At 64.5% G+C, this 23,193-nt stretch carries 23 protein-coding genes; 15 read left to right on the top strand and 8 right to left on the bottom strand.

Annotation, left to right across the window (positions count from 1 at the left end):
* Positions 1-200 precede the first annotated feature (200 nt).
* Positions 201-3,410, top strand: a complete 3,210-nt coding sequence (locus tag OHN19_RS25225) for a S41 family peptidase (RefSeq protein WP_330266374.1) — start codon at positions 201-203, stop codon at positions 3,408-3,410.
* A 70-nt stretch (positions 3,411-3,480) separates the two neighbouring features.
* Here the strand turns inward: OHN19_RS25225 and OHN19_RS25220 are convergent, their stop codons facing one another.
* From OHN19_RS25220 to OHN19_RS25205, 4 genes are all read right to left on the bottom strand, one after another.
* Complete coding sequence (locus tag OHN19_RS25220) at positions 3,481-3,684, bottom strand: hypothetical protein (protein WP_330266373.1); 204 nt, start codon at positions 3,682-3,684, stop codon at positions 3,481-3,483.
* A gap of 88 nt (positions 3,685-3,772) precedes the next feature.
* A complete protein-coding gene (locus OHN19_RS25215) occupies positions 3,773-4,657 on the bottom strand; it encodes an SDR family oxidoreductase (RefSeq protein WP_330266372.1) in 885 nt (294 codons plus the stop codon).
* Positions 4,654-5,571 (bottom strand): alpha/beta hydrolase, encoded by a 918-nt coding sequence (locus tag OHN19_RS25210; protein WP_330266371.1) that lies wholly within the window; start codon positions 5,569-5,571, stop codon positions 4,654-4,656. The genes OHN19_RS25215 and OHN19_RS25210 overlap by 4 nt, the downstream gene beginning before the upstream one ends.
* Entirely contained in the window at positions 5,568-7,091 is a 1,524-nt protein-coding gene (locus OHN19_RS25205) for an NAD(P)/FAD-dependent oxidoreductase (RefSeq protein WP_330266370.1), read from the bottom strand. Before OHN19_RS25205 ends, OHN19_RS25210 begins: the two co-directional genes overlap by 4 nt.
* A gap of 159 nt (positions 7,092-7,250) precedes the next feature.
* On the opposite strand from OHN19_RS25205, the gene OHN19_RS25200 reads away from it, so the two are divergent.
* Positions 7,251-7,868: a MerR family transcriptional regulator gene (locus OHN19_RS25200; RefSeq protein WP_330269704.1), complete on the top strand. Its 618-nt coding sequence runs from the start codon at positions 7,251-7,253 to the stop codon at positions 7,866-7,868.
* Here the strand turns inward: OHN19_RS25200 and OHN19_RS25195 are convergent.
* Positions 7,865-8,668: an exodeoxyribonuclease III gene (locus OHN19_RS25195; protein WP_330266369.1), complete on the bottom strand. Its 804-nt coding sequence runs from the start codon at positions 8,666-8,668 to the stop codon at positions 7,865-7,867. The two genes, OHN19_RS25200 and OHN19_RS25195, sit on opposite strands and share 4 nt — an antisense overlap.
* 29 nt (positions 8,669-8,697) lie before the next feature.
* Between OHN19_RS25195 and OHN19_RS25190 the strand changes: the two genes are divergently transcribed.
* The 3 genes from OHN19_RS25190 to OHN19_RS25180 all read left to right on the top strand — a co-directional run bounded on the left by OHN19_RS25190 (position 8,698) and on the right by OHN19_RS25180 (position 10,955).
* Positions 8,698-9,183: a GNAT family N-acetyltransferase gene (locus OHN19_RS25190; RefSeq protein ID WP_330266368.1), complete on the top strand. Its 486-nt coding sequence runs from the start codon at positions 8,698-8,700 to the stop codon at positions 9,181-9,183.
* A gap of 611 nt (positions 9,184-9,794) precedes the next feature.
* Positions 9,795-10,175 (top strand): hypothetical protein, encoded by a 381-nt coding sequence (locus tag OHN19_RS25185; RefSeq protein ID WP_330266367.1) that lies wholly within the window; start codon positions 9,795-9,797, stop codon positions 10,173-10,175.
* 294 nt (positions 10,176-10,469) lie between these two features.
* Positions 10,470-10,955: a hypothetical protein gene (locus OHN19_RS25180; RefSeq protein WP_330266366.1), complete on the top strand. Its 486-nt coding sequence runs from the start codon at positions 10,470-10,472 to the stop codon at positions 10,953-10,955.
* A 484-nt stretch (positions 10,956-11,439) separates the two neighbouring features.
* Here the strand turns inward: OHN19_RS25180 and OHN19_RS25175 are convergent, their stop codons facing one another.
* Positions 11,440-12,624 (bottom strand): L-histidine N(alpha)-methyltransferase, encoded by a 1,185-nt coding sequence (locus OHN19_RS25175; RefSeq protein WP_330266365.1) that lies wholly within the window; start codon positions 12,622-12,624, stop codon positions 11,440-11,442.
* 411 nt (positions 12,625-13,035) lie between these two features.
* Between OHN19_RS25175 and OHN19_RS25170 the strand changes: the two genes are divergently transcribed.
* From OHN19_RS25170 to OHN19_RS25160, 3 genes are all read left to right on the top strand, one after another.
* Positions 13,036-13,359, top strand: a complete 324-nt coding sequence (locus OHN19_RS25170) for a hypothetical protein (protein WP_330266364.1) — start codon at positions 13,036-13,038, stop codon at positions 13,357-13,359.
* Positions 13,360-13,859: 500 nt separating this feature from the next.
* Positions 13,860-14,051, top strand: a complete 192-nt coding sequence (locus OHN19_RS25165) for a hypothetical protein (RefSeq protein WP_330266363.1) — start codon at positions 13,860-13,862, stop codon at positions 14,049-14,051.
* A gap of 196 nt (positions 14,052-14,247) precedes the next feature.
* Positions 14,248-15,066 carry an alpha/beta hydrolase gene (locus OHN19_RS25160; RefSeq protein ID WP_330266362.1) on the top strand — a complete coding sequence of 273 codons (819 nt, stop codon included), beginning with the start codon at positions 14,248-14,250 and terminating at the stop codon, positions 15,064-15,066.
* Here the strand turns inward: OHN19_RS25160 and OHN19_RS25155 are convergent.
* On the bottom strand, positions 15,056-16,666 hold the full coding sequence (locus OHN19_RS25155) for an XRE family transcriptional regulator (RefSeq protein ID WP_330266361.1): 1,611 nt from the start codon (positions 16,664-16,666) through the stop codon (positions 15,056-15,058). The two genes, OHN19_RS25160 and OHN19_RS25155, sit on opposite strands and share 11 nt — an antisense overlap.
* Before the next feature lie 187 nt (positions 16,667-16,853).
* On the opposite strand from OHN19_RS25155, the gene OHN19_RS25150 reads away from it, so the two are divergent.
* Both OHN19_RS25150 and OHN19_RS25145 read left to right on the top strand, forming a co-directional pair.
* Positions 16,854-17,279, top strand: coding sequence for an ATP-binding protein (locus OHN19_RS25150; protein WP_330266360.1), 426 nt, complete (start codon positions 16,854-16,856; stop codon positions 17,277-17,279).
* Positions 17,279-17,602 carry a hypothetical protein gene (locus OHN19_RS25145; protein WP_330266359.1) on the top strand — a complete coding sequence of 108 codons (324 nt, stop codon included), beginning with the start codon at positions 17,279-17,281 and terminating at the stop codon, positions 17,600-17,602. The genes OHN19_RS25150 and OHN19_RS25145 overlap by 1 nt, the downstream gene beginning before the upstream one ends.
* 349 nt (positions 17,603-17,951) lie before the next feature.
* On the opposite strand, the gene OHN19_RS25140 is transcribed toward OHN19_RS25145, so the two are convergent.
* Positions 17,952-18,914 carry a hypothetical protein gene (locus OHN19_RS25140; RefSeq protein ID WP_330266358.1) on the bottom strand — a complete coding sequence of 321 codons (963 nt, stop codon included), beginning with the start codon at positions 18,912-18,914 and terminating at the stop codon, positions 17,952-17,954.
* Between the two features lie 212 nt (positions 18,915-19,126).
* Between OHN19_RS25140 and OHN19_RS25135 the strand changes: the two genes are divergently transcribed.
* The 5 genes from OHN19_RS25135 (at position 19,127) to OHN19_RS25115 (ending at position 23,157) form a co-directional block, all read left to right on the top strand.
* A complete protein-coding gene (locus OHN19_RS25135) occupies positions 19,127-19,414 on the top strand; it encodes a hypothetical protein (protein ID WP_330266357.1) in 288 nt (95 codons plus the stop codon).
* Positions 19,415-19,609, top strand: coding sequence for a hypothetical protein (locus OHN19_RS25130; RefSeq protein WP_330266356.1), 195 nt, complete (start codon positions 19,415-19,417; stop codon positions 19,607-19,609).
* Positions 19,606-19,803 (top strand): hypothetical protein, encoded by a 198-nt coding sequence (locus tag OHN19_RS25125; protein ID WP_330266355.1) that lies wholly within the window; start codon positions 19,606-19,608, stop codon positions 19,801-19,803. Before OHN19_RS25130 ends, OHN19_RS25125 begins: the two co-directional genes overlap by 4 nt.
* A gap of 406 nt (positions 19,804-20,209) precedes the next feature.
* Positions 20,210-20,803 carry an MT-A70 family methyltransferase gene (locus OHN19_RS25120; RefSeq protein ID WP_330266354.1) on the top strand — a complete coding sequence of 198 codons (594 nt, stop codon included), beginning with the start codon at positions 20,210-20,212 and terminating at the stop codon, positions 20,801-20,803.
* 1,001 nt (positions 20,804-21,804) lie between these two features.
* Positions 21,805-23,157, top strand: a complete 1,353-nt coding sequence (locus OHN19_RS25115; protein ID WP_330294126.1) for a type IV secretory system conjugative DNA transfer family protein — start codon at positions 21,805-21,807, stop codon at positions 23,155-23,157.
* Positions 23,158-23,193 lie beyond the last annotated feature (36 nt).

The following is a 23,193-nucleotide window of genomic DNA, read 5'->3' as shown; positions in this document are numbered from 1 at the left end:
ACCCTTCCCGCTCCGGACATCGAACGACACTGATTCGTACGACACGAATGTAGCGCATCTCCGAGCGAAACGAAACGGTTTCGTTCGTGTCATGGGTCACCCGTGCCTCGCCTGCGCGTCACCCCGCGCCTCACCCGCGCCTCCGTCCGGCCGATTTTTCATAAGTTGCTCCGGTCCATCCCCCGGAAAAGCATGGGGAGGTGAGCTATCTGCGCCTTCCGCACCTGAGCGGCGACCTGTTGTGCTTCGTCGCCGAGGACGACCTCTGGCTGGCCCCCCTCGACGGCCCGGGCCGCGCCTGGCGGCTGACCGTGGACCGCACCAAGGTCGGCCACCCCCGCTTCTCCCCCGACGGCACCCGCATCGCGTACACGAGCTGGCGCAGCCTCGTGCCAGAGATCCACCTGGCCGACGTGGACGGCGGACCGGCCCGGCGGCTCACGTACTGGGGCTCCTCGGACACCCAGGTGACCGGCTGGACGCCGAAGGGCGAGATCCTCGCCGTCGCCTCCCACGGCGAGCCCTTCTCCTACTTCACCTGGGCCTACAAGGTCCCCACCGACGGCTCCCCCGGCCGCAAGCTCCCCTGGGGCCCGGTCTCCGACATCCAGGTCGCCGACCGCAGGACCCTGCTCCTCACCGGCACCCCGCCGCACGAGCCGGCCGCCTGGAAGCGCTACCGGGGCGGCGCCATGGGCCGGCTCTGGCTGCACGGCGAGCGTCTGCTGCCGGACCTCGGCGGCCACCTCCACTCCCCCATGTTCGTCGGCGACCGGATCGCCTTCCTCTCCGACCACGAGGGCGTCGGCAACCTCTACTCCTGCGCCCCCGACGGCTCGGACCTGCGCCGCCACACCGACCACGACGCCTTCTACGCCCGGCACGCGGCGAGCGACGGCACCCGGGTGGTGTACCAGTGCGGGGGCGACCTGTGGATCGTGGACGACCTCTCGGCGTCGGAGCCCCGCAGGCTCGACGTCAGGCTGAGCGGGCCGCGCGCGGGACGCCGTACGTACCAGGTGCCCGCCGCCCAGCACGTGGACGGCATCTCGGTCGACGAGACGGGGCGCGCGAGCGCGGTCGTCGTCCGCGGCAGCCTGTACTGGCTGACCCACCGGGACGGGCCCGCGCGCACGATCACGGACACTCCGGGGGTACGGGTCCGGCTCCCGGAGATGCTCGGTTCCGTCGGCCAGGTCGCGTACGTGACGGACGCGGAGGGCGAGGACGCCGTCGAGATCGCCTACCTGCCCCGGGCCACCGGTGACCGCGAGCCCCGGCGACTGGCCTCCGGCGAGCTGGGCCGGGTCCTGGAGCTGGTCTCCGACCCGAGCGGCGAGCGCCTCGCCATCGCCTCCCACGACGGACGGCTGCTGCTCCTGGACGCAACCGAGGAATCCAACGGCGAGGTCACCGAGCTCGTCCGCTCGGTCAACGGCCCGGTCCGCGACCTCGCCTTCTCCCCGGACGGCACCTGGCTGACCTGGTCGCACCCGGGCATCGGCCGCTCCCTGCGCCAGATCAAGATGGCCCGGATCAAGGACCGGCTGATCGTGGACGTGACGAACGGCCGCTTCGAGGACGAGAACCCGGTCTTCACGAGGGACGGCCGCTACCTGGCCTTCCTCTCCTGGCGCGGCTTCGACCCGGTGTACGACGTCCACACCGGCGACCTGTCCTTCCCGCTGGGCTGCCGCCCCTACCTGGTCCCGCTCTCCTCCGCGACCCCCTCCCCCTTCGCCCTCAACCCGGAGGGCCGCCCGGCCGCCGGGGGCCTGGACCCGGTCGAGGACGAGAGCGGCGACGGCGGCGCGGTGACGGTCGAACTCGAAGGACTGGAGAGCCGGGTGACCCCCTTCCCGGTCCCCGCCTCCAAGTACTCGGCGCTCCACCCGGTCACCGGCGGTGGCCTGGTCTGGCTGCGCTGGCCGATCTCCGGCGCACTCGGCGAGACCTTCGTCAACCCCGACGACACCTCCGAGCGCCCGACCCTCGAACACTTCGCCATCGGCAAGGCGAAGAAGACCGAACTCGTCGAGCACCTGGACTGGTTCGCGGTCAGCGGCGACGGCTCGAGGCTGGTCGTCGTCGACGAGGGCGACCTGCGCGCCACGCCCGCCACCGAGTCCGGCGACAGCGACTCGACCGTCTGGATCGACCTGCGCCGCATCCTCCACGAGGTCGACCCGCCCGCCGAGTGGCGCCAGTCCTACGAGGAGGCGGGCCGGCTGATCCGGGCGTACTTCTGGGACCCGGGGATGTGCGGCATCGACTGGGACGCGGTGCTGGACCAGTACCGCCCGCTGCTCGAACGGGTCGCCTCCCCCGACGAGTTCGCCGACCTGCTGCGCGAGGTCCTCGGCGAACTCGGCACCTCGCACGCCTACGTCACCGCCGCCCGCCGCAACGAGGGCCCGCCCCACTACCAGCGCCGCCAGGGCCTGCTGGGCGCCAACTTCGAGCTCAGGGACGGCGGCTGGACGGTCCGGCGGATCCTCCCCGGTGACTCCTCGGACTCCAAGGCGCGCTCCCCGCTGGCCGGCACGGGCATCCGCGAGGGCGCGGTCCTCACCCACGTCGACGGCCGCCCGGTCGACCCGGTCACCGGCCCGTATCCCCTCCTCGCGGCGGCGGGCGGTACGACGGTGGAGCTGACCTTCACCCCGGCGGAGGGCGAGGGCCGGGCCCGCCGGGTGGCGGTGGTCCCGCTCGTCGACGAACGCCCCCTGCGCTACCAGGACTGGGTGGCCAAACGCCGGGCCGTCGTCCGGGAGTTGAGCGGCGGCCGCTGCGGCTATCTGCACATCCCCGACATGGGCGGCTCGGGCTGGGCCCAGTTCAACAGGGACCTGCGCATGGAGGTCTCGCGCCCCGCCCTCATCGTGGACGTGCGCGGCAACGCGGGCGGCCACATCAGCGAACTGGTGGTGGAGAAGCTGACCCGCACGATCCTGGGCTGGGACCTCACGAGGAACGCCCAGCCGGTGTCGTACGCCTCGAACGCCCCGCGCGGCCCGGTGGTCGCCCTCGCCGACGAGGCGACCTCCTCGGACGGCGACATGATCACGGCCGCCTTCAAACTCCTGAAACTGGGCCCGGTGGTGGGCCAGCGCACCTGGGGCGGAGTGGTCGGCATGACCGGCCGCCACCAGCTCGGCGACGGCACGGTGATCACGGTCCCGATGAACGCGGCCTGGTTCGACGCGTACGGCTGGTCGGTGGAGAACCAGGGCGTCACCCCGGACCTGGAGATCCTCCGCACCCCGCTGGACTGGGCGGAGGGCCGCCACGCCCAGCTGGACGACGCGGTCACGCTGGCGCTGGACCTCCTGGAGACCAATTCCCCTGCGACACCACCGGACTACCGGGACGTACCGAACAGGGCAAGGCCCAAGTTGCCGCCCAGGTGAGTGCTGTTGCTCTGCAAACGCGCGGGGTGCCCTCCAACCGACAGAGGGCACCCCACACTTCAAGCAGTGACTACATGTCGTAGTCGGGGTCCAGCCGCTCCTGCTCCTCGCGGCGGATCCGCTCGGACTCCTCGTCCCGCATCCGCTCGCGGTCCTCGCCCTGGCGACCACGCTGACCCGGCTCGCGGCCCTGCTCCCGGCCCTGCTGGGCCTTCTGCTTGGCCTGCTGCTGCCACTGCTCGGACTTCTCCTGGAACTGGTCCTTCATACCCATGTGGGTTCACTCCCGTGGGGGTGAGGGGAAGAGCCCCGGTCCGGGGCCTCGACCAGATTCACACGGCCGGACAAAGAACGCATTTCGATCAACTACGCTGCGTAGCCCGCGCTTCCTCGTCCGCCGCCCCACCTGCGCCGACGAGTCCGATCCGCAGCCCCTCCAACCGCTCCCCGAACCGCCGCATCTCCCGCTGCCCGACGGTCCCGATGAGCCCCGGCAGAGCCCCGCGCAGGCCCTGCATCCCACGCAGCCACCCCTGCCCGTACACATGACTGGAGCGCCGCTCGATCCCGGCCACGATCCGCTCCACGGCGGGCCCCAGCGGATACGTCTTGTTGGCCGGCCACGGCAGCCGCTGCCGCAGCTCCCGCATCACTTCGTCCTGGTCGGCGCCACGCACCATGTCGGTGTCGGTCCACGACAGATACCCCACCCCGACCCGCACGCCCCGGTGCCCGACCTCGGCCCGCAGGCTGTGCGCGAACGCCTCCACACCGGACTTGGACGCGCAGTACGCGGTCATCATCGGCGCCGGGGTGATCGCGGCGAGGGAGGCGATCTGGAGCAGGTATCCGCGGCTCTCCATCAGCACCGGGAGGAACGCCCGCGCGGTGACGGCCGATCCGATGAGGTTGACCTCGATCACCCGCCGCCACGCCTCGGGATCAGAGCCGACGAAGGGCCCACCGGTCGCGACCCCGGCGTTGGCGACCACGATGTCGACCTTCCCGAACCGCTCCTTCACCTCGCCCGCGACCCGGGCCATCGCCTCGTGGTCCGTCACGTCGGCGTACCAGTGGTCGCTGTCGCCGTGCAGCCGCTCGGAGAGCTGCTTGAGGGCGTCCGGTTCGAGGCCGACGAGCGCGACCTTCGCCCCGCGCGCGGACAGCTTGCGGGCGAGCAGCTCACCCACGCCCCGCGCGGCCCCCGTGACGACCGCGACCTGTCCTTCCAGACCTACCCTGCTCATGCGCCCTCCCTGACCTGGACGTACGTGGTGACGAGTTCCCGGATCCGCGCGCTGACCAGCTCGGGCGCCTCGACCGGTGTCATGTGGCCGAGGCCCGGCAGCTCGGTGACCCCGAGACAGTTCGGCAGCGCGGCGGCCAACTGGCGTGCGTGCACGGGCGGGGTGAGCCGGTCGGCGGTACCGACGAGGACGGCCGTGGGCGCACCGAGCTGCCGTACACCGTGGTCCAGGTCGAGCAGATCGAGCACCTGCGACCAGGCGTACCGCACCTTGCGCGGGCAGGCGTGCACGATCCGCGCGCACGCCTCCACCATGTGCGGGGCCGAACCCGGGCCCATCGTCCCGTACTTGAGGATCCTCAGGGCGAGCGGTGTGACCGGCCCGAGCGGGGCGCGCGCCCCGAGGACGTGCCGGGTCAGCCAGGTCCGCAGCCGCCCGGCCCGGATCGGTACGACGGTCGACTCGGCGACCAGCCGTGACGAACCGGTGCTGCACAGCAGGACGGCCGCCGCGTGCTCCCGGAACCGCGGGCGTTCCGCCGCCGCCATGACCGTCATCCCACCCATGGAGTGCCCGGCGATCACCGCCTTCTCACCGGGGGCGAGCACCTGCTCCAGTACGGCTTCGAGGTCGTCGGCGAGCCCGTCCGCACTGCACGCCGGGCTCGCCGGACTGCGTCCGTGGCCGCGCTGGTCGTAGGCGATGACCCGGTGGTCGACGGAGAGTTCACGGATCTGGGCGGCCCAGAAGGCGGTGGAGCAGGTCCAGCCGTGGGCGAGGACGACCGGGGGCGCGCCCTCGGGACCGTGCACCTCCACATGCAGGCGCGCGCCGTCGGCGGAGACCACGGTGAGCTCGCGCACCGGCACGGGCGGGGCGTACGGCCCCGAGTCGACATGGGCCGGTCGGCTCATACGGCGGCCTCCGCGCTCTCGTCCGCGACCGCGCCGGCGTCGTCCTTGCGCGAGGCCCGCAGCACCTCGTACTCGGCGAGGTCCACCCGCCGGGTCGCCCGCCGGAACTCGGTCGTCGTGCCGGGCCAGATCGTGCTGTTGCGGCCGTTGGCATCCAGGTACCAGCTGGTACAGCCGCCGGTGTTCCACACCGTGCGCTTCATGCGCTCCTGCACCCGGTGGTTCCAGGCCGTCACGGCGGCGGGACGGGCGTCGAGGGCCACCCGCCCGCCGAGGACGTCCAACTGCCGTACGAAATCGGCCAGGTAGTTCAGCTGGGACTCGATCATCAGGATCATCGAGGAGTTCCCGAGACCGGTGTTGGGCCCGATGATGGACAGCCAGTTGGGGAAGCCGGCGGCGGAGGCACCGCGCAGCGCCTCCATCCCGCCCTTCCACGCCTCGGCGAGCGTCCGGCCGTCCGCGCCGACGACCCGGTCGGCGATGGGCATGTCGGTGACGTGGAAGCCGGTCCCGAAGACGATCGCGTCGACCTGGGCCTCGGTGCCGTCGGCGGCGACGAGTCTCGAGCCCTCGATGCGGCTGAGCCCGCTGGCGACGACGTCCACGTTGGGCTGGGCGAGCGCCGGGTAGTACGAGCTGCTCAGCAGGATGCGCTTGCAGCCGATGCGGTAGTCGGGGGTGAGCTTGGCGCGCAGCGCCGGGTCCTTGATCGCGCGGGCCATGTTCCGCTTGGCCAGCCGCTCCACGGCGCCGAGCTCGCCCGGGTGCTTGGTGAACGCCTGGACCTGCAACTCCCGGATGCCCCACAGCAGTCCGCGCCGCGCCTGGGTGCTGAAGGGCAGCTGCCGGTGCAGCCAGCGCTCGGCGCCGGTGATCGCCCGGTCCATGCGGGGCATCACCCACGGCGGGGTGCGCTGGAACAGCGTGAGGTTCCGGGCGAGGGGCTGGATCGCCGGCACGATCTGGATGGCCGAGGCGCCCGTCCCCACCATGGCGACCCGCTTGCCGCGCAGGTCGTAGTCGTGGTCCCAGCGGGCGGAGTGGAAGACCTTGCCGGGGAAGGAGTCGAGGCCCGGGATGTCGGGGACCTTCGGATCGGACAGCGGCCCGGTGGCGGAGACGACGAGGTCGGCCGACAGGCTGCCACTGGAGGTCTCGATGTCCCACCGCAGCTTCTCGCTGTCCCAGGTCATGCGCCGCACCTCGGAGTTGAGGCGGATGTGCGGGCGGAGCCGGAAGACGTCGGTCACGTGCTCCAGGTAGGCGCGGATGTGCTCCTGCCCGGAGAAGGTGCGCGGCCAGTCCGGGTTGGGCGCGAAGGAGAAGGAGTACAGATGGGACGGCACGTCGCACGCGCACCCCGGATAGCTGTTGTCCCGCCAGGTGCCGCCGACGCTGTCCGCCCGCTCCAGCACGACGAAGTCGGTGACGCCTTCCCGCCGCAGCCGTACGGCGGCCCCCAGCCCCCCGAACCCGGACCCGACCACCGCCACCCGCACATGCTCGTGTTCGGCCATGCCGATGCCTTCCCTGCCCGACTCTGCCAGTGAACACTGGCGCAATGGGAGGGTAGAGCAGCTCCGTACCGATGGGTAGGGGGTGGGGAGAAGGAAGTTACCGGGAGTACGACATAGGGTGCGGGCGTGGCAGAAGACGGAGGACGACACGAGTACCGCATGGAGGAGCTGGCCCGCCTGGCCGGCATCACCGTGCGCACCCTGCGCTTCTACCGCGAACGCAAGCTGATCCCGCCACCCCGCCGCGAGGGCCGTATCGCCTGGTACGACGACCACCACCTGGCCCGCCTGCGCACGATCGCGGCGCTCCTGGAACGGGGGCACACCCTCACCGGCATCGCGGAACTCGCGGAAGCCCTCGACCACGGCAAGGACGTCGCCGACGTCCTCGGAGTGACCCCGACCGAGGAGGAACCGGTCCGCCTCACCCCCGAGGAACTCGCGGCCCGCTTCGAGGGCGAGGTCACCGCGGAGAACCTCGCGGCCGCCCTCGACCTCGGCTACCTCGGCACCGACGGCGACGAGATCGTCCACATCAGCCGCCGCCTCCTGGACGTCTCCTCCGCCCTGGTCCGCGAGGGCATCCCCCTCGCGGAGGTCCTGACCGCAGGCAAGCAGGTCCGCGAACACGTCGACGCCCTGGCGGAGATGTTCGCCGACCTGGTCCTCCGCCACACCACCGAGGACGACCTCCACCGCCTGCGCCCCCTGGCACGCAGCGTGGTGGAGGCGGAACTGTCACTGGCGCTGGACCGGCGGCTGCGGAAGCGGGACTAGAGGTCGTAGACCGCCGTCACCGGCGCGTGGTCCGACCAGCGCTCGGCGTGCGTGGCGGCGCGCTCGACGTACCCCTTGACCGCCTTGGCGGCGAGCCCCGGCGTGGAGACATGGAGGTCGATGCGCCAACCACTGTCGTTGTCGAAGGCCCGCCCCCGGTACGACCACCACGAGTACGGCCCCTCCACGTCCGGATGCAGCGACCGTACGACGTCGACGTAACCGCCGTCCTCGGGGTCGAGTACCCGGCTCAGCCAGGCGCGCTCCTCCGGCAGGAAGCCCGAACTCTTCTGGTTGGCGCGCCAGTTCCTGAGGTCGGCCCGCTGGTGGGCGATGTTCCAGTCGCCGCAGACGACGACCTCGCGGCCGTCGGCGGCGGCGCGGACGCGCAGGTCCTTCAGGTAGGCGAGGAACTCGTCCATGAAGCGGACCTTCTCGTCCTGCCGCTCGGTGCCGACCTCCCCGGAGGGCAGGTAGAGGGAGGCGACCGTCACACCCGGCAGGTCGGCCTCGACGTACCGCCCGCTGGTGTCGAACTCGGCCGACCCGAAGCCGATCCGGACCCGGTCCGGCTCACGGCGGGTGTAGAGGGAGACCCCGGCCCGCCCCTTGGCGGCGGCCGGCACGTGCACCACGTGCCAGCCCTCGGGCGACCGGACCCCGTCGGGCAGCTGCTGCGGCTCCGCGCGCACCTCCTGGAGGCACAGCACATCGGCGGAGGTGTCCGCGAGCCACTCCACGAAGCCCTTCTTCGCGGCGGCACGCAGCCCGTTCACATTGGCGGAGGTCACAGTGAGCACCCCGGCACGATACCGGCACACTGGTGGGCATGATGATCCGCCGTGTCCCGTTCGACCACCCCGACGCCGTCAAGCTCAACGACCAGGTCCAGGCCGAGTACCACGTCCGCTACGGCGACGGCGGCGACGCCACCGAGCTGGCCCCGGCGGACTTCGCGCCCCCGAACGGCGTGTACCTGATCGCGTACGACGAGTCGGACAGCCCCGTCGCCACGGGTGGCTGGCGCGCCCAGGACACCAACGGCGAGGGCAACCTGGACGGCGACGCCGAGCTCAAGCGGATGTACGTGATCGAGCAGATGCGGGGCCGCGGTCTCGCCCGCCGCGTGCTGGCCGCCCTGGAGGAGGACGCCCGCGCGGCCGGCCGCCTGCGCATGGTCCTGGAGACCGGCATCAAGCAGCCGGAGGCGATAGCCCTGTACACCTCCAGCGGCTACGAACCCTGCGTGAAGTTCGGCTACTACCGCCACTACGAGGACAGCCGCTGCTTCGCGAAGCCGCTCGCGCGCGGATAGACGACAGAAGACCCGCTCCTGAATCAGGAGCGGGTCTTCATGATGCGTGGGGGACACTGCACCCGACTGGAACACAAAAGCCCAGCTCCAGGCCCTTCAGCACCTTGCCGCCGCCCTTCCCAGCCCTGATGTGGCACCAATAGAGCGAGAGTCCACACCCGTCCCGCGCGCTGCCAAGCAGCTACGAGGTGAACAGCTCCGGGAGCTTGTTGCTGCCTACGAGGCCGGTGGCACACTCCGAGCGCTTGCCAAACAGTTCGGCATCACAGCCCAGACAGCGAGCGGCTTGCTCAAGCGCCAGGGAGTCACCCTCCGAAGCTCTCAGCTCGGCGAAGAGGACGTAAACAAGGCTGTCCACTTGTACGCTCAGGGCCTATCACTGGCGCGCGTAGCTGAGCGAGTCAACAGCAGTGCGGAAACAGTGCGACGGCACCTCATCAAGCGCGAAGTACGGATACGAGACACACAAGGTCGCTAGCTGACATCTCCAAACCTCCAGATCAGCCCCACTTTCGACATGATGAGTGGGGCTGATCTGCGACTGCCAACCAATCTTTAAGCTTCGCCCGCTATAAATAACCTCCGCCACCAGTAATCGGAAGGAGGTTTGAATGACCGAACAAGCACCAGAAACGCCAGGACAGGAGCTAGCGCCTGAAGAGGAGCGTAAGCCAGTAGTCTTCGCTGTACGCATCGATCCGGTTTTGCGAGAACAGATCGAGGGGCTCCGCGGGATAACCGAGCAGAGCGTCAATGATGTCGGAGTGGAAGCGCTCAATGACTGGGTGACCAAAACGCTCACCGACGAAGCCATCTCGCAGAAGGCCATGGCTGAGCTTGACGCCGAGGAGAAACGACTTCAAGAACGTCGAGCCAATATTGCAGGCATCCTCGGCCAGACAGCAACGGCAGGCGGAGCATCCGGCGTTGCTACCTCAGAGCCAAACAATAGTCCAAACAGCAGACGGGGAAAGGCGCGGCCCGGGTCGTAAAACATTAGCTGGACACAGCTAAGCCCAGAAAACAACCCGGCATTCACGATGTCGGGTTGTTAGCTTGCTTGACAGCCACTTAGTGAATATGTAAAGCGATCACTCTAGATAAATACGTAAAAATAGCCACAGACGCTTTACTTTTAGGACGAGCTTGTATTAGAATTGCTGCGTCCGTCAATACGGACAGCCCTTTCAGGCAAAGAGACAAGCGCAAGCCATCCCTCAATGCTGTTTGTGTCGAGGACGGCTCACCCTGCTTTTATTAAGAGCGCCGTGAGCCGTCCTCGACGGATGTTAGCCAAGCTGCGTGATGCAGACTTGGGCCAACCGGCAGATGGGATTGCCATGTCATTCAGGAACGTGCGGAGTAAGCCGCGCGGCAAAGCCGGAATTGCGCTCCGCGCGATCGCTGTCACAACCGCCTTGGTCGGTGCATCGGTGTTCGCAACGGCCTCTCCGGCCAGTGCTTCGGAAGGCTCATGCCGAGGTCCTTTCTGGGGCTGGTTCCAGCAGAACGTCTGTGTCGTCGCCGACATGGGAGGCAAGGACACTGCTGGCCGCTCACAGTGGGTCGGCTCGGTGGAAGGCAACCAGGGAAGCTACGACGACCCCAACACCAAGGTGGAAATCTGGGGCGACGGCTTCTACTACTCCGGCTACGGAGCCATCAAGCAGAACGTCAACAAGTGGGTCCACGACGGAACCAACATCTGTGCAGCCGAAACGGAGCCTTCCGGCTGGCGGCAAATCAGCTGCATCGCCATCCACGTTCCCTAACCACCGAGCGCGAGCGCTCATAGCCTGAAAGGTTGCTCAACCAACACACTCCTCTGGGGTGCCCGCAAGGGATAATTGTTGGTTGGGCGCTTTTCACAAAGAAGCCTATTTAAATTAAACCAACAATTGTTATACTGCCTACATGAATGAAAAAGATACGAAAAACAAGGTTTCCACTCGGGTTCTCTATATTTGGTCTGTAGTGCTTTTGGTATTGGGGTTTGCGCCGCTGTTCATCATTCGGTATCAGCGCTCACGCACGTCCTGTTATCAAGGCGGCTGCACGGGCTTAAACAGTGCCGCAGATGTTCTGCAACCCCTCGGGGCACTAGTCTTCGTGGCCGGACTAGCCTTACTGGTGTCAGCGACCGTGCTTCTCATAGCTCGACGCTCCAGAAGAACAGCAGAATAACCACGGCCGTCAAGCCAACCAAAAAGACGCAAGCCAGTGGCTTGCGTCTTAAGTTTGTAAATCCCGCGAGTGCTAGTCTCGATTAGCCTGCGCCAGTGCCAACAGATACTCACGATCCCCTGTCTGGCTCGAATGGAGAACATAGAAACCGGTCTCCTCAAGCTGCATTGATATATCTTTTGCAGCCATCTGCCATGAACGCCACAGCAGTATGGTGTCACCCTTCTCGAATTCAACGATTCGCTCACCATCATCAAACTTAAACTTGAGCGTCAACGCAACCTTGAGCCGAGTCCGAGTATAGCGTTGATGTGTACGCTCGTCGAAGTCCATTTCAACTTCATAGAACGAGTCGTCTATATTTAGAAGATCAAATACCAGCCGATGTATCGGCGCAAGCTCTAGCTTGCCCGGGTTAGCGTTGTAGTGGAACCACTGTGGACGCATCTCTGGAGTTTCGAGCTTGTCGGAATAAACGAGTAAGTCATTCAGGTTCATACTTTCATTGATCGTTCTGAAGGCGTCACTAGGGTTCCGGAAGTTGTACGGAGTACCACCAAGGAAGAGAACGAGGTTTGCGGTTGGCTCAGAGTCCTTCTTCAAATAGTCGTCAGCCAGGATATTTGCAAAGCGTTCGTACGTTATATCCATCTCATAGCCTTCAAACGCTACATCGTCACCGAACCAATCCTTGATGTTGCGTCTCGCAATTTCGAGCATCTCGGCGCTGATATCGATTGCAACATACCGTCCCAGCTTCCGTTGCTCCAGTAGACGGTGCAGAAGCTCTTTAGCTGGCAGAGCATTGCCAACTCCGACGTCAACTACGTTCACACGCTCATACTTGGCTAATCGCATATCTAGATAGCCTTGATTTTCAGCAAGCAGTTCTACCGTTCGATTAAGCAGGTTTGGAGTTTTCTCGCGCGCAAGACGTTGGACATACTCATCCCACTCGACCGCTCCACCATCAAAATAGTTGTATTGACGTGGGATCTCATGGTGCATCTCAAGGTTGCGTACGATGTCGTAAACCTGGGCCTCCGTGAAGAGTCGATAAAACTCAGGCTTCGGGACAACCTTCTTTTGCGCCGTACTCGGTCGGTGACTCTTATAGCGGGCAACATGCTGCTCAATTATCTCTATGTTTCCGGAAGTTCTGGCGAGATAGGTCTTTCCTTCTTCCTCATGCAGCGTCAATGGCAGCTTGCCATCTTTGGCTAGCTGGATCCAATTGCGGACAGTTCTATCAGACACATGATATGTGTATGCGAGTTCAGAATTCTTGTAATAGAGCATGTCTTGCGCCTGATCCTGTATTAAATTATTTTGTTGCATCTCTCCGCTTTGAGCGGTAAGATATTAATTGAGCAGCTGCTTAATAAAACGGTCTTTCAGTTACTTAACGTAACACTTCTTTGGTTTTTCTTCAAGCTTTAGCAGCTTGTTACGAAAACACCTCTCTGCCGCTCTGGTACTAACAGGGCGTGCTACTGCGGTTGGAAAGTTCCGCATTTCCCCATTATAGGACATCGGGCCATTTCCACAATAAAAATCCGCAGCCTTCTCTCGGTTTTCTAGCGCCTATCATTTGCGCTTCTATACATCACTAACAATCCGAGCTACTGGTTAGATGCGTCAGCGGATCGGGAAAGGGGAACACGTGCGATGCACGACCATGAATTACGCGATGACGAACTTTGGCAGCTACTAGAGGAAGACGAGCCTCTCAAGAGCTCAATAGACGTTCTAGTGAGTCCAAATCGAAGCAGGGCCCTCAGTCTTGGAACATACTCACAGGACACCTTAGACCCCGACTTCTCGCATACATACTCACCGCAGGATACGGAAGACCAGATGGGTCTTTCATTCTCACGAGTAGATATCCCAGGTAAACCCAAATACAAGATGCTTGCATTCCTTCACAACTACGGCAGCAAGCCATGCACGGTGAAGATATGGCGCACCGAGGATGCGACCACAAAGGCGTAGTAGCAATGGCTATCATTAAACTACCTAAGGACGAGCCGGCCAACCTACGAAGAGGGTGTGCCATCTGCGAGCTTCTACAGCCGCTCGACAAATTAACTGTCGGCATGCGAGACCGTAATAACTCGCAACTCTATGCATGCGATGAGCATATCAAAGAAGGTCGACACTTCATTCACGGGTGGGCAACCCATGTCGCAGCACTCACAAGTACCCCTAGGTACTATGTGCCATTCACGAAAGGAAGCGGGCCATATATAGAGCTACGCCAGGTCGATGGTTTACGCCCCTCTCTGTCATGGGATCTCGCACATCACTTATTAGCACGTCTGCTGCCCGGCAAGGTCCTGGTACTCACTGACAAGCCGTCCGTGTCATTGTCGGCCATACGTAAGCAGTGGATGCCATTAGTGCGCAGTGTCCGACGTGAGCGTTCAGCGACATTAAAGCCAGGTCTTGTCCACGATCTCGGCTTGCTATTGCACCATATGGAACGGCTCCACATGACGATCAAGGAGCCGCAAGCAGCCCCGGATAGACATGTGTTCTTATTAACCCCTGATGAGGGTCGCATTGTGCCACAGGACTGCCATACGCTCTATGTGACTGCGCCGCTCGACGACTCGGCCTTTGAAATACTCGTGGCCAAGGTGCCGAGTCATGCGCTCATCGTGCGATATCAAATCGCCTCGTAAGCAGCGTGGCGGTAGCTTGCCCTCGGGCACACCGCGCAGGCTCCTTCTCCGCCTCTTCTGAGCAACAACATTTCGGGGCGGACCAGTTCCCGCATCTGAACTGCGCGGGCCTGTGCGGTGTTCTCAAGGAGCAAGCTAGACAAAGAATGAGACGCCACCTGTCGGCCGTCCTCACCTCTCACTACGCTTGGCCAGCATGGCGACTGACAGCGTGAGCGTTCGCACCCTCGACGGCCTGCACCTGGCGGGCACACTCGAACGCCCCCAGGAGCCCGCCACGCGCGCCGTACTCCTAGTACACGGTGGCGGGGTCACGCGCGAAGAGGGCGGGTTCTTCGGGCGGCTCGCAACCGGTCTTGCTGAAGCGGGCGTTGCTTCGCTCCGCTTCGACCTGCGGGCTCATGGCCAGAGCGAGGGCAAGCAGGAGGAGCTAACGCTCTCCATGATCCTTAACGACATCCGCGTCATGCTCGCCTATCTCCGCAAGGCGACCGGTGCCGAGGACGTCACACTCCTTGGAGCCAGCTTCGGCGGGGGCCTCTGCGCCTACTACGCCGCGAAGCAGCCGGACGAGGTCACGCGTCTGGTGCTGTTCAATCCGCAGCTCAACTACAAGAAGCGGACTATTGACAGCCGCGCCTACTGGGAGAACGACAGCATCAGCGACGAGGCCGCCGCGGAACTCAACGAGCGCGGTGCACTCCAGTTCACGCCAACGCTGCGTCACGGCCGCCCGATGCTCAACGAGGTGTTCTGGCTGAGGCCCCATGAGGTACTCGGCGAAGTCCAGGCCCCGACCCTCATCGTGCACGGCACGGCGGACACGCTCGTACCGTTCGAGTCGTCACAAGACGCTGTTCCCCGCTTCACCACCCCCGTCCAGCTCGTACCTGTCGAGGGTTCGCAGCACGGCTTCGCCGTCCACGATGACCCGCAGTACCTCAACCCAAAGAGCCAGGAGTACCAAGCGTTTGTCATCCGTACTGTGACGGACTGGCTAACTGCTACGCAGTAAGCGACTCGCGGAATTCTCGGACCGCAGGCCGGCTGCGCCACCGATCAAGGGTCGAGAGGACCTCACCGAGAACACGTACGGTGCGCTCAGACGTCACCTCGTGCGCTACAAGGGCCGACGCCTTACCCACCTGCGCGGCCTCGTCCGGCTCACCGCTGAGCGCCAGGGCTGCGGCCCGCCGTGCGTTGAAGAATCCGGTGTCACGGCGGGACAAGACTCCGGCACTCAGCACGTCACTGAACAGGTCGACCGCGAGGCTCGGCTTACCGGCCTCGGTGTAGGTAATGGCGTCCCGCACAAGCCGTGTATGGCCGTTGAAATACGCCCCGAGGCTATCTGGCTCGTCCTCGGGAGCATGGGTCAACAAGGCTTCGGCGGCGGCCAGCTGGCCGCGCACCACGTCGAGCGGGTCGCCGAGCATCGCTCGGCCAAGTGCCTCCTGCTGGGTGACCTCGGCTCGCACCCGCGCCGGCAGCTGCCACCGATCGTGCCCGGCGGCCTGGGCAAGCGTCAGCATCCGGAGCGCGTCTCGTTCGTCATAGGCCATCTGTGACTTCTTGAGCAGCACGTATCCCTGCATGGCCGCGTTGTCGGCCTCCTGCGCCCACTCCATCGCGCGGTCGTACCAGAACACGGCGGCTTGCGGCTGCTGGATATCCCGGTACAGCCATCCGGCGAACTCTGCGCCATCGCTGCCCACGGCCAGGAGTTCACGACGTACATCTGGCTTCACCTCGCGGGCTTGACTCTCGACCGCTCCGAGCAAAGCCAGCATGACCGGCAGTGTCTTCCTGGGACCGAGCGCGCCATCATCACGCTTGGCCTTGTCCAGGACGCGGCGGAAGTAGTCGACGACTGGGCCGTCGAGGTAGCGGTGGGCATCGTCAAGGGCGTGGGCAACATGGTTCAGCTCGTCCAGCCCGAGGCCGGGCAGTGCTACCGCAGCAACCCCACTCTTCAGGAGGTCCCGGCGATTCAGTGGGCTCATGGGGTCTCGCTCTGTGGTGTGTGCAGCGGACGCGTCCGCCGGGGTACCAACAAAGCTGCCCAGCCCGCTCGTTGCGATCGTCTCAGCGTCGATGGGAACGAGAACGGCACGACCGTTGACCACGACCGGCAACAGTCCGCCGGCCAGCGGGACCTCCGGCTTCGATGCCGGATCTTCAGGTACGGGTCGAGCGGCGACAACCGCGGTAGCAGTTGCACCCCTGACGTCGGGCAGCTTGAACCACAGTAGTTCTGCCGGGATCTTCAGGCTATGCGCCCATCTCATGAGCTTGCCGAGGTCTTGCGGTGGCTTGCCGCTCTCAATGCGGCTTAGCTGCGCCTGGTTCAGGTCGAGCCAGCTCGCCATCAGCTCCTGAGACAGCACCCTGCCATGCCACGGATGCGTTCGGTAGGCGTAGAACACCTGCCCCATATGCCAGCTAACGAGCGCCTCGTGCATCCGGTCGTGCTGCCAGAAATCCGGCGGCACAATGGGCGGTCTGGCGACATCCAGAGCAATGGTCTTTCGCTGGCAGGTCGTGCAGCGCTCGCCGTGGTTATCGCGAGCCAGCCTCGTCCCGCACGAGCAGTATCGACCTTGCTGCTGCGCCATCTGCCGCTCTCCGTAAGGGCCTTGCCGGGTACGCCGGTGCCAAGCCTACGGACTTTAGGCCGCCCGGGTGGCCCTGTCTATGCGCCCCATACATACCCGCCTATGCGGTAGCGCCATGACGTCCGGTGGCCCTTGGCCCCCATGCTCTGAGCCGTGCTTCGCCCCACACAGCAAGGGAGCACCGCCCATGAGCCCGGAACCCTTTACCAGCCGACTGGAGTTGACCGCGCAGACCGATGCAGTGCGCTGGGCCAGACGGCACACCAGGGATGTACTGAGCGCCTGGCAGGTACCGAGCAACCACGTTGATACCGCTGCGCTGGCCGTCTCCGAACTCGTCACGAACGCCGTGCGCCATGTGGTCAAGTCCATGCCGGCCGCTGGACCCGCTCGGTTGGCGCTGACCCTGCGGCACCGCGGTACGCACCTGATCGTCGAGGTATCTGACCCAGATGTTCGGCCGCCCGTTCCCCAGGGCCTCTCAGCCCTGAGCGCGGAAAGCGGGCGAGGCTTGTTCATCGTGGAAAGCGTCTCGAAAGAGTGGGGTTACTACCTGCCGCCTACGGGCGGCAAAGTCGTGTGGTGCGTGCTCTCACTGGACAAGGAGCAGTAGTGCCACGCCAAGAGATAGAGCCCGCCTACGGGTATGTGCGCGCACATGATCTCCCAGATGACGAAGTAGACGCGCTCGAAAAGCAGCTCTACGAGTACGCCAGCGCGAACCGGCTTCGCCTCGTGGATATCCGCGTCGAGCGGTACAGGCTGCTGCGTCTTGGCGAACTGTCCGGGTGGCTTATCGAGGAGCAGGTACAACACCTCATCGTGCCGTCTATGGAGCATGTCTCGTCGCACCCGATTGCCCGGATGCTGTTCTGTGAGGCCGTTTGCCTCGATGCCAGGGCAGAGCTACATGAAGCATGCTCCGAGGACGCTTGAGGCGAAACAGGCACCGACACAACCGGACTCCGCCTTGTCCCCCACCAAGGAAGTGCAAGCACACATGAAGCCAGCCCAAATCTGGGAGGTCTTCGACTGGTACCGCGGAACCTGTTTTCGCTGTGAAGCGGTTGGCGTTCCGGTCGCCGCTGTTGGTGACATAACTGCGCACGGTTCGACGCTGCCGCTCTATGCCTGCCACTTGTGCGTCTTTCGCATGCAGCAAAGCCATTGGTTCGCTACCGGCCGCCGTGCTTGGCCACTGGAGCGCTTGCAGCTTCCGCCAAATTCTCGGCCACGGGCGAGCCGTCCTGTGCTTTATGTGTGGTGGCGGTATCGAGCTCGAACTTCATTTGGTCGGGCAACGCGGGATTCCTGCAAGAAGTAGGGCCTCACCCTCTTTTACGCCCATCGAAAGATCAGTTGCGAGTACGTAGTAATTCTCCCATGGCCTCGTTTCGATCTGCACCCAATAGACCGGCGTATAGTCCGCCCGCAAGACGGTGGCCACGCACAACGGGTCTGCCCATTGCCCCGGTTTCATGGGCGATCCCTTTAGCGCAGACAGCGAGGGTTCCGCATACGTGTTTGCCGTTTTCCTGCCAACCTTGATCTTTGTATCTTCTGGCAGGCGGTAGATGAAGTACACGAGCACCGCGACTATGCCTAGCATTATGATCGCAACAATCGCGATAGGCACACGAACTCTGTGCCGCAGGCTGGTACGTACGACTTGCCACGTACCCCGCTTTACTTGCTCGAACCGATAGCCTTTCGGCACTTTGTAGATAATGCGGGCTGTCTTTGGGCTCACGGCCGCGTCACGAAGCACGTAATCAGCCAGGAACTCAGAGAACTTGGCAAACTCCTTGCGCCTGATCCGGTCGAACTTTTGCGGATTGTCCGCAAGGCCACTCTTCTTGCGCGCGTCATCCAAGAGCTTGCCGGGATTGGCTGGCACAGTCGTGTCTTCGGAGTTGAAGAACAGTTCCCGGATGAACGTAGCCGAAGCTTCGTTTTGCTCTGCGTAGGCGCTCAGCGCGTCATCTATAAGGCTCCGGACAAGCACAGGCCGGCTGTTGGCGCTAGTGCCCTTTTTCTCGCTATGTACGCGGGCAAGCTGCTCAACTCGTTCGCAGCTAACCGGCTTGCGGTTGTGCGCTGTCAGGTCGAGGTCGTCAACGCCGCGTTGCCGGATACGCGGCAACTCCTCCTTGGCAATGACCTGTGCTAGGACTGCCCGCTGCTCGCTGTCCTCCGCGGCCTGCTGCGGCTGCTCAGTTGCCTCGTCGGCTGTGTCCTCGTCCGCCACCTGACGCCCCCTGCACGATCTTCGACGGTTCTCGGGGTCATCCTCGCAGGCCAACGACGGTATGTGCAGGGTTTTCGCACGCTTCGTGCAGGGACTTCGCTCTGGTCGTCCGCCACGCTTTTCTCATCGCACCAAGGAAGTGCGAAAGCCACCCGGCAAACGCCTGGGAACGGCTCGACGTTTCAGAACTCAACAGAGAGGAGTACGCCTATATGGCTGGCGAACTCATCAAGCGGGGCGGAGGCAACAGGAACCTCCCCGCGTCCGTACGACGCGATATCGCGTTCATTGCGTGCGAGACCAAGGTGCAACAGGCTCTCGTCCACGCCAAGGCGAGCGTTGGCGACCACGCTATTACTGAGGTTTCGTACCTCGTGGCCGTCCAGCGCCAAGCCGAGTCCATCCACCCACACGCGGCCGACGCGATCGCCCTGATCGTGAACACCACGATCCAAGGCATCGCTCGGTCGGTCGCGAACTTCAACTCGGAGATTGACTGAGTGGACGGACTGACCCTCGCGCTACTGCTGATTCTGGCCGTCATTATCGGCCGGAGTTGGCAGTGGCACCGTGACCGAACGGCACGCAGGCTTGCGCATCACCTCGACCAGGCAAACGCCGCAATGGACGAGATCACGCGCAAACGGCGTGACGCCGAAAGCAAGATCCGCCGCATGAAAGGAGAAAAAGAATGAGCCAGCTCGACAAGGTACGCAACTTCGAGCACCTCATCACCGAAATCCGGTGGCCGCTGCTGAACGCCTTCTGCGCTCTCAGTGAGAGCGAGGAGGCGCGGCTCACAGCAGCCAAGCGCAAGCTCTTGGCCAAGTTGTCGGCATACGACCCGTTCAGAAACTCGACGGAGTTCGAGGAGTACCGGCCGTCGTGAACCATGGACCGGGATGGGAGAGACGAGCGCTTCACGCGCTCGTTCTTCTCCTGGCACTTGCCTACGGAATCCGCTGGGCGTTCGACCTAGTGCAGCCGGTGATTCCGTTCCTGATCGCCGGAGTCGTCGTGGCATCCCTGGCGTCCGTCATCTTGATGATCCGCCAAAGGCGACGCTGGTAGCACTGGGCCGGGCAGAGCGTAGTGCATAGCACAACGACATTTTCACTGCCCGGCTCTTGCGCAAAATGAGCGTTCCAACAGCTTAGGCAACCTGTGTACTCGCTTGAAACTTCGCTCGAATCTTCAAGCGAGCGAACGATTTCCAAGCTGATCGGAATGTTCTACATGTATAAGTACCTCCGGGGATAAAGCCGGAGGACAGAGAAAGGAGGGTAACAAAGTACGTGACAAATACATCATCGCGGGTGGTCCCCGCTCGCTTTCACACCATCCTGGCCGACCCCCCATGGGATCACCAGCAACAAGGGATCAAGGGTGCCGAACGGCACTACAGGCTCATGAGCCTGAAGCGCATCAAGGACATGCCAGTCTCAGACCTCGCCGAGGATGACGCGCACCTCTGGCTGTGGGTCACTAACGCCAGCTTGCGCGACGGGTACGACGTCGCCGAAGCCTGGGGCTTCACGCCCCGGTCAGTTCTCACCTGGGTGAAGTTCCGCCTGGGCCTGGGGGCTTACCTGCGAAACAGCACGGAGCACCTGCTGTTCTGCACACGGGGCAAAGCCCCTGTCGGTTTCAAGTCGCAGCCGACATGGATCAACGCGCCAGTCCAGGAACACTCTCGCAAGCCCGATGAGCAGTACGCCGTCATCGAGCGGATCTCCCCTGGCCCCTACCTGGAGCTGTTTGCCCGCAGGCGACCGCCCAGCACTCGCGACTGGTTCGTCTGGGGCAACGAGGTCGACGCCGACGTCCGCGTCCCCGGCTACCCGGTACCCAGCGATCACCAAAGCGCTCCCGGCGAAAGGGGGCGATAGATGGCTGCACGAAGAGCCAGAGCCAAGCGGCCGGAACGTCGGTTCTTCGTCGAGGGCGTTCGGCGAGAGACACCGGATCTCCGCAAGCTCAGCAAGGCCCTGATTGCAGTAGTGCTTGCTGAGCGGCAACGCGTCGCCGAAGCGGAAGCAGCAGATGAGAGGAGCGCTGGATGACGGCAGCTCCACGGCAGGGCATTCAGTTCGCCCGGCTGCATCTGCCACGGCCACTCGATTCCGACACCGCGCTCGCCCTGGTGGGCCGGCTAGCGGCTGATCGCCAGACCGCTGGGCTGGTATGGGAAGTTCGCGCCGAGGGTAGCCACATCCGTCACCTGGTCGGAGGCCGTCCCGTAGACATAGCTCGACTGGCTCGGCTACTTGGACACTTCCTCCCCGGTTGTCACCTGGACGACGCACCGGAACACACTCCGGCTCGTCCGCAGGTGGCGTCGGCTGGGCGACTGCGAGTTCGGCCCTCGTACCTCCCGCTGAGCATGGATACCCCGGAGGCCGTCTCCCGAGCCGTGCTCTCGGCCCTGGCCGTACCGCTGACGGAGAACGAGGCGCTCGTCGTCCAAGTCATGCTTGGCCCGCGCATCCTCCCCAGCGTGTTGCCCGCAGAGCTTCCCGATCCCAGCTTGCCGCTCATGCGGCAGGCGTTGACCGGCACCAGGCCGGTGGGAACAGAGCTTCGGGCTCGACTGCGGAAGCGCGCCGAACATCCCGGCTTTATGGCCACAATCCGCGTCGGTGCAGCTGCTGGCACGCAGAGACGGCGTAGCACGTTGCTCATGGGCGTGCTGTCGGGCCTGACGGTCGCCCAAGGGCCTGGGACACGCATACGGCTGGTGAGAGACTCTGCGTCCCGGCTCAACCGCGCTCGTCGGCCGTGGCTGTGGCCACTGCGCTTGTCGGTGCCCGAGTTGCTCGGGCCGCTTGCATGGCCTCTCGGTAACGAGGACCTCCCAGGTCTGCCACCACTCCATCCGAAGCCACTCCGGGTGGCCGCTCGAGTCCACCAGGACGAGCGAGTCTTTGCGGAGAGCGCAGCACCCGGCGACAACCGGCGTTTGGGTATCGCGCCGCAGGATCAGACGTTTCACGGCGTGGCATACGGCCCTGCGGGGTCTGGTAAGACGAATGTCCTGCTCCACCTGATCACCGCGGACATAACTGCTGGCCGGCCCGTGGTTGTGCTCGATCCCAAGCGGCAGCTCATTGACGACATCTTGGCGCGGGTGCCAGCACACAGGGTGGACGACATAGTCGAGCTGAACGCTGCCGACGAAAATCCAGTCGGCTTCAACCCACTGGACATCGGTCGCCGTGACCCGGACGTGGTCGTCGACGGCATCCTGGCCGTGTTCGCGTCGGTCTTCGCAGATGGCTATGGCCCTCGCACTGCTGACTTGTTCAGCTCCGGCTTGCGCACCCTGGCCCGCGGCAGTAGTCCGAACGTCCCAGCGACGTTGACCGACCTGCCCCGACTGTTCAGCGACCCCGCATTCCGTCGTCCATATGTCGGCCGCGTACAGGGCGACCTCGCACTGGCCCAGTTCTGGGCTGCATGGGACGAACAAGGCCCTGCCGCCCAGGCGACTGTCCTGGCCGCGCCCATGAACAAACTGCGGCAGTTCTTGCTGCGGCCGGCGGTGGTGCGGATGCTTGATCAACGGCAAGGCCGGTTCCGGCTACGGGACGTCTTCCGGGAGAACAAGGTCGTGCTCGTGCCCCTAAACGAGGGCCTCATCGGGCCCGGGGTGGCAAGTCTGCTCGGCAGCCTGATCATCGCGGAGGTATGGCAAGCCGTCCAGGAACGGGCAGGCGAAGCCGGTGCACGCCAACGGCCCGGAGTCGTCTACGTCGATGAAGCACCCCGCTTTGTCCACCTGCCGACTTCGCTAGCCGACGCACTCGCAATCTCGCGCAGCCTGTCAGTTGGCTGGTTCCTGGCCGCACAGTTCCGTAACCAGCTCCCACCAGAGCTACGAACTGCCGTGGATATCAACGCGAGGAGCAAAGTCATCTTTGCGACCGAAGCCGATGACGCCCGCGAGTTGGCCGCCAAGCTGGCCCCGGAGCTGGAGCCTGCGGACTTCATGTCGCTCCCCCGGTTCCACGCCTACGCCAACTTGGTAGCTGACGGTGCTCCGTCCGGCTGGGGACTGGTGCGCACGCTTCCGCCGCCACCGGTCGTCGCTGACGTCGAGACCGTACGAATGACCGCTCGCACCAACTACGCGCCTACGGAAACCGCACCGGCGCGCACGGCGCCAGGTGCCGCCCAGCCGTCGCCCGAGCCTGCGCCACAGCAGTTCGGACGCAAACGTCGGAATCGACCCGACGCCTCGTGATCAGCAAAGTCCAAGGACGCATTACTGCACGCGAGC

It is taken from the genome of Streptomyces griseorubiginosus, from assembly GCF_036345115.1.
Classification (GTDB): Bacteria; Actinomycetota; Actinomycetes; order Streptomycetales; family Streptomycetaceae; genus Streptomyces; species Streptomyces griseorubiginosus_C.
Note: the sequence above shows the minus strand (reverse complement) of the source record. Positions and strands in the feature narration are given on the sequence as shown.

What these genes read in the sequence shown, in the direction of transcription:
- OHN19_RS25220 (WP_330266373.1), bottom strand. Translation starts at nt 3,684, where the DNA reads ATGGGTATGAAGGACCAGTTCCAGGAGAAGTCCGAGCAGTGGCAGCAG.
- OHN19_RS25215 (WP_330266372.1), bottom strand. Translation starts at nt 4,657, where the DNA reads ATGAGCAGGGTAGGTCTGGAAGGACAGGTCGCGGTCGTCACGGGGGCC.
- OHN19_RS25210 (WP_330266371.1), bottom strand. Translation starts at nt 5,571, where the DNA reads ATGAGCCGACCGGCCCATGTCGACTCGGGGCCGTACGCCCCGCCCGTG.
- OHN19_RS25205 (WP_330266370.1), bottom strand. Translation starts at nt 7,091, where the DNA reads ATGGCCGAACACGAGCATGTGCGGGTGGCGGTGGTCGGGTCCGGGTTC.
- OHN19_RS25200 (WP_330269704.1), top strand. Translation starts at nt 7,251, where the DNA reads ATGGAGGAGCTGGCCCGCCTGGCCGGCATCACCGTGCGCACCCTGCGC.
- OHN19_RS25190 (WP_330266368.1), top strand. Translation starts at nt 8,698, where the DNA reads ATGATGATCCGCCGTGTCCCGTTCGACCACCCCGACGCCGTCAAGCTC.
- OHN19_RS25185 (WP_330266367.1), top strand. Translation starts at nt 9,795, where the DNA reads ATGACCGAACAAGCACCAGAAACGCCAGGACAGGAGCTAGCGCCTGAA.
- OHN19_RS25180 (WP_330266366.1), top strand. Translation starts at nt 10,470, where the DNA reads ATGTTAGCCAAGCTGCGTGATGCAGACTTGGGCCAACCGGCAGATGGG.
- OHN19_RS25170 (WP_330266364.1), top strand. Translation starts at nt 13,036, where the DNA reads ATGCACGACCATGAATTACGCGATGACGAACTTTGGCAGCTACTAGAG.
- OHN19_RS25165 (WP_330266363.1), top strand. Translation starts at nt 13,860, where the DNA reads ATGACGATCAAGGAGCCGCAAGCAGCCCCGGATAGACATGTGTTCTTA.
- OHN19_RS25160 (WP_330266362.1), top strand. Translation starts at nt 14,248, where the DNA reads ATGGCGACTGACAGCGTGAGCGTTCGCACCCTCGACGGCCTGCACCTG.
- OHN19_RS25155 (WP_330266361.1), bottom strand. Translation starts at nt 16,666, where the DNA reads ATGGCGCAGCAGCAAGGTCGATACTGCTCGTGCGGGACGAGGCTGGCT.
- OHN19_RS25150 (WP_330266360.1), top strand. Translation starts at nt 16,854, where the DNA reads ATGAGCCCGGAACCCTTTACCAGCCGACTGGAGTTGACCGCGCAGACC.
- OHN19_RS25135 (WP_330266357.1), top strand. Translation starts at nt 19,127, where the DNA reads ATGGCTGGCGAACTCATCAAGCGGGGCGGAGGCAACAGGAACCTCCCC.
- OHN19_RS25125 (WP_330266355.1), top strand. Translation starts at nt 19,606, where the DNA reads ATGAGCCAGCTCGACAAGGTACGCAACTTCGAGCACCTCATCACCGAA.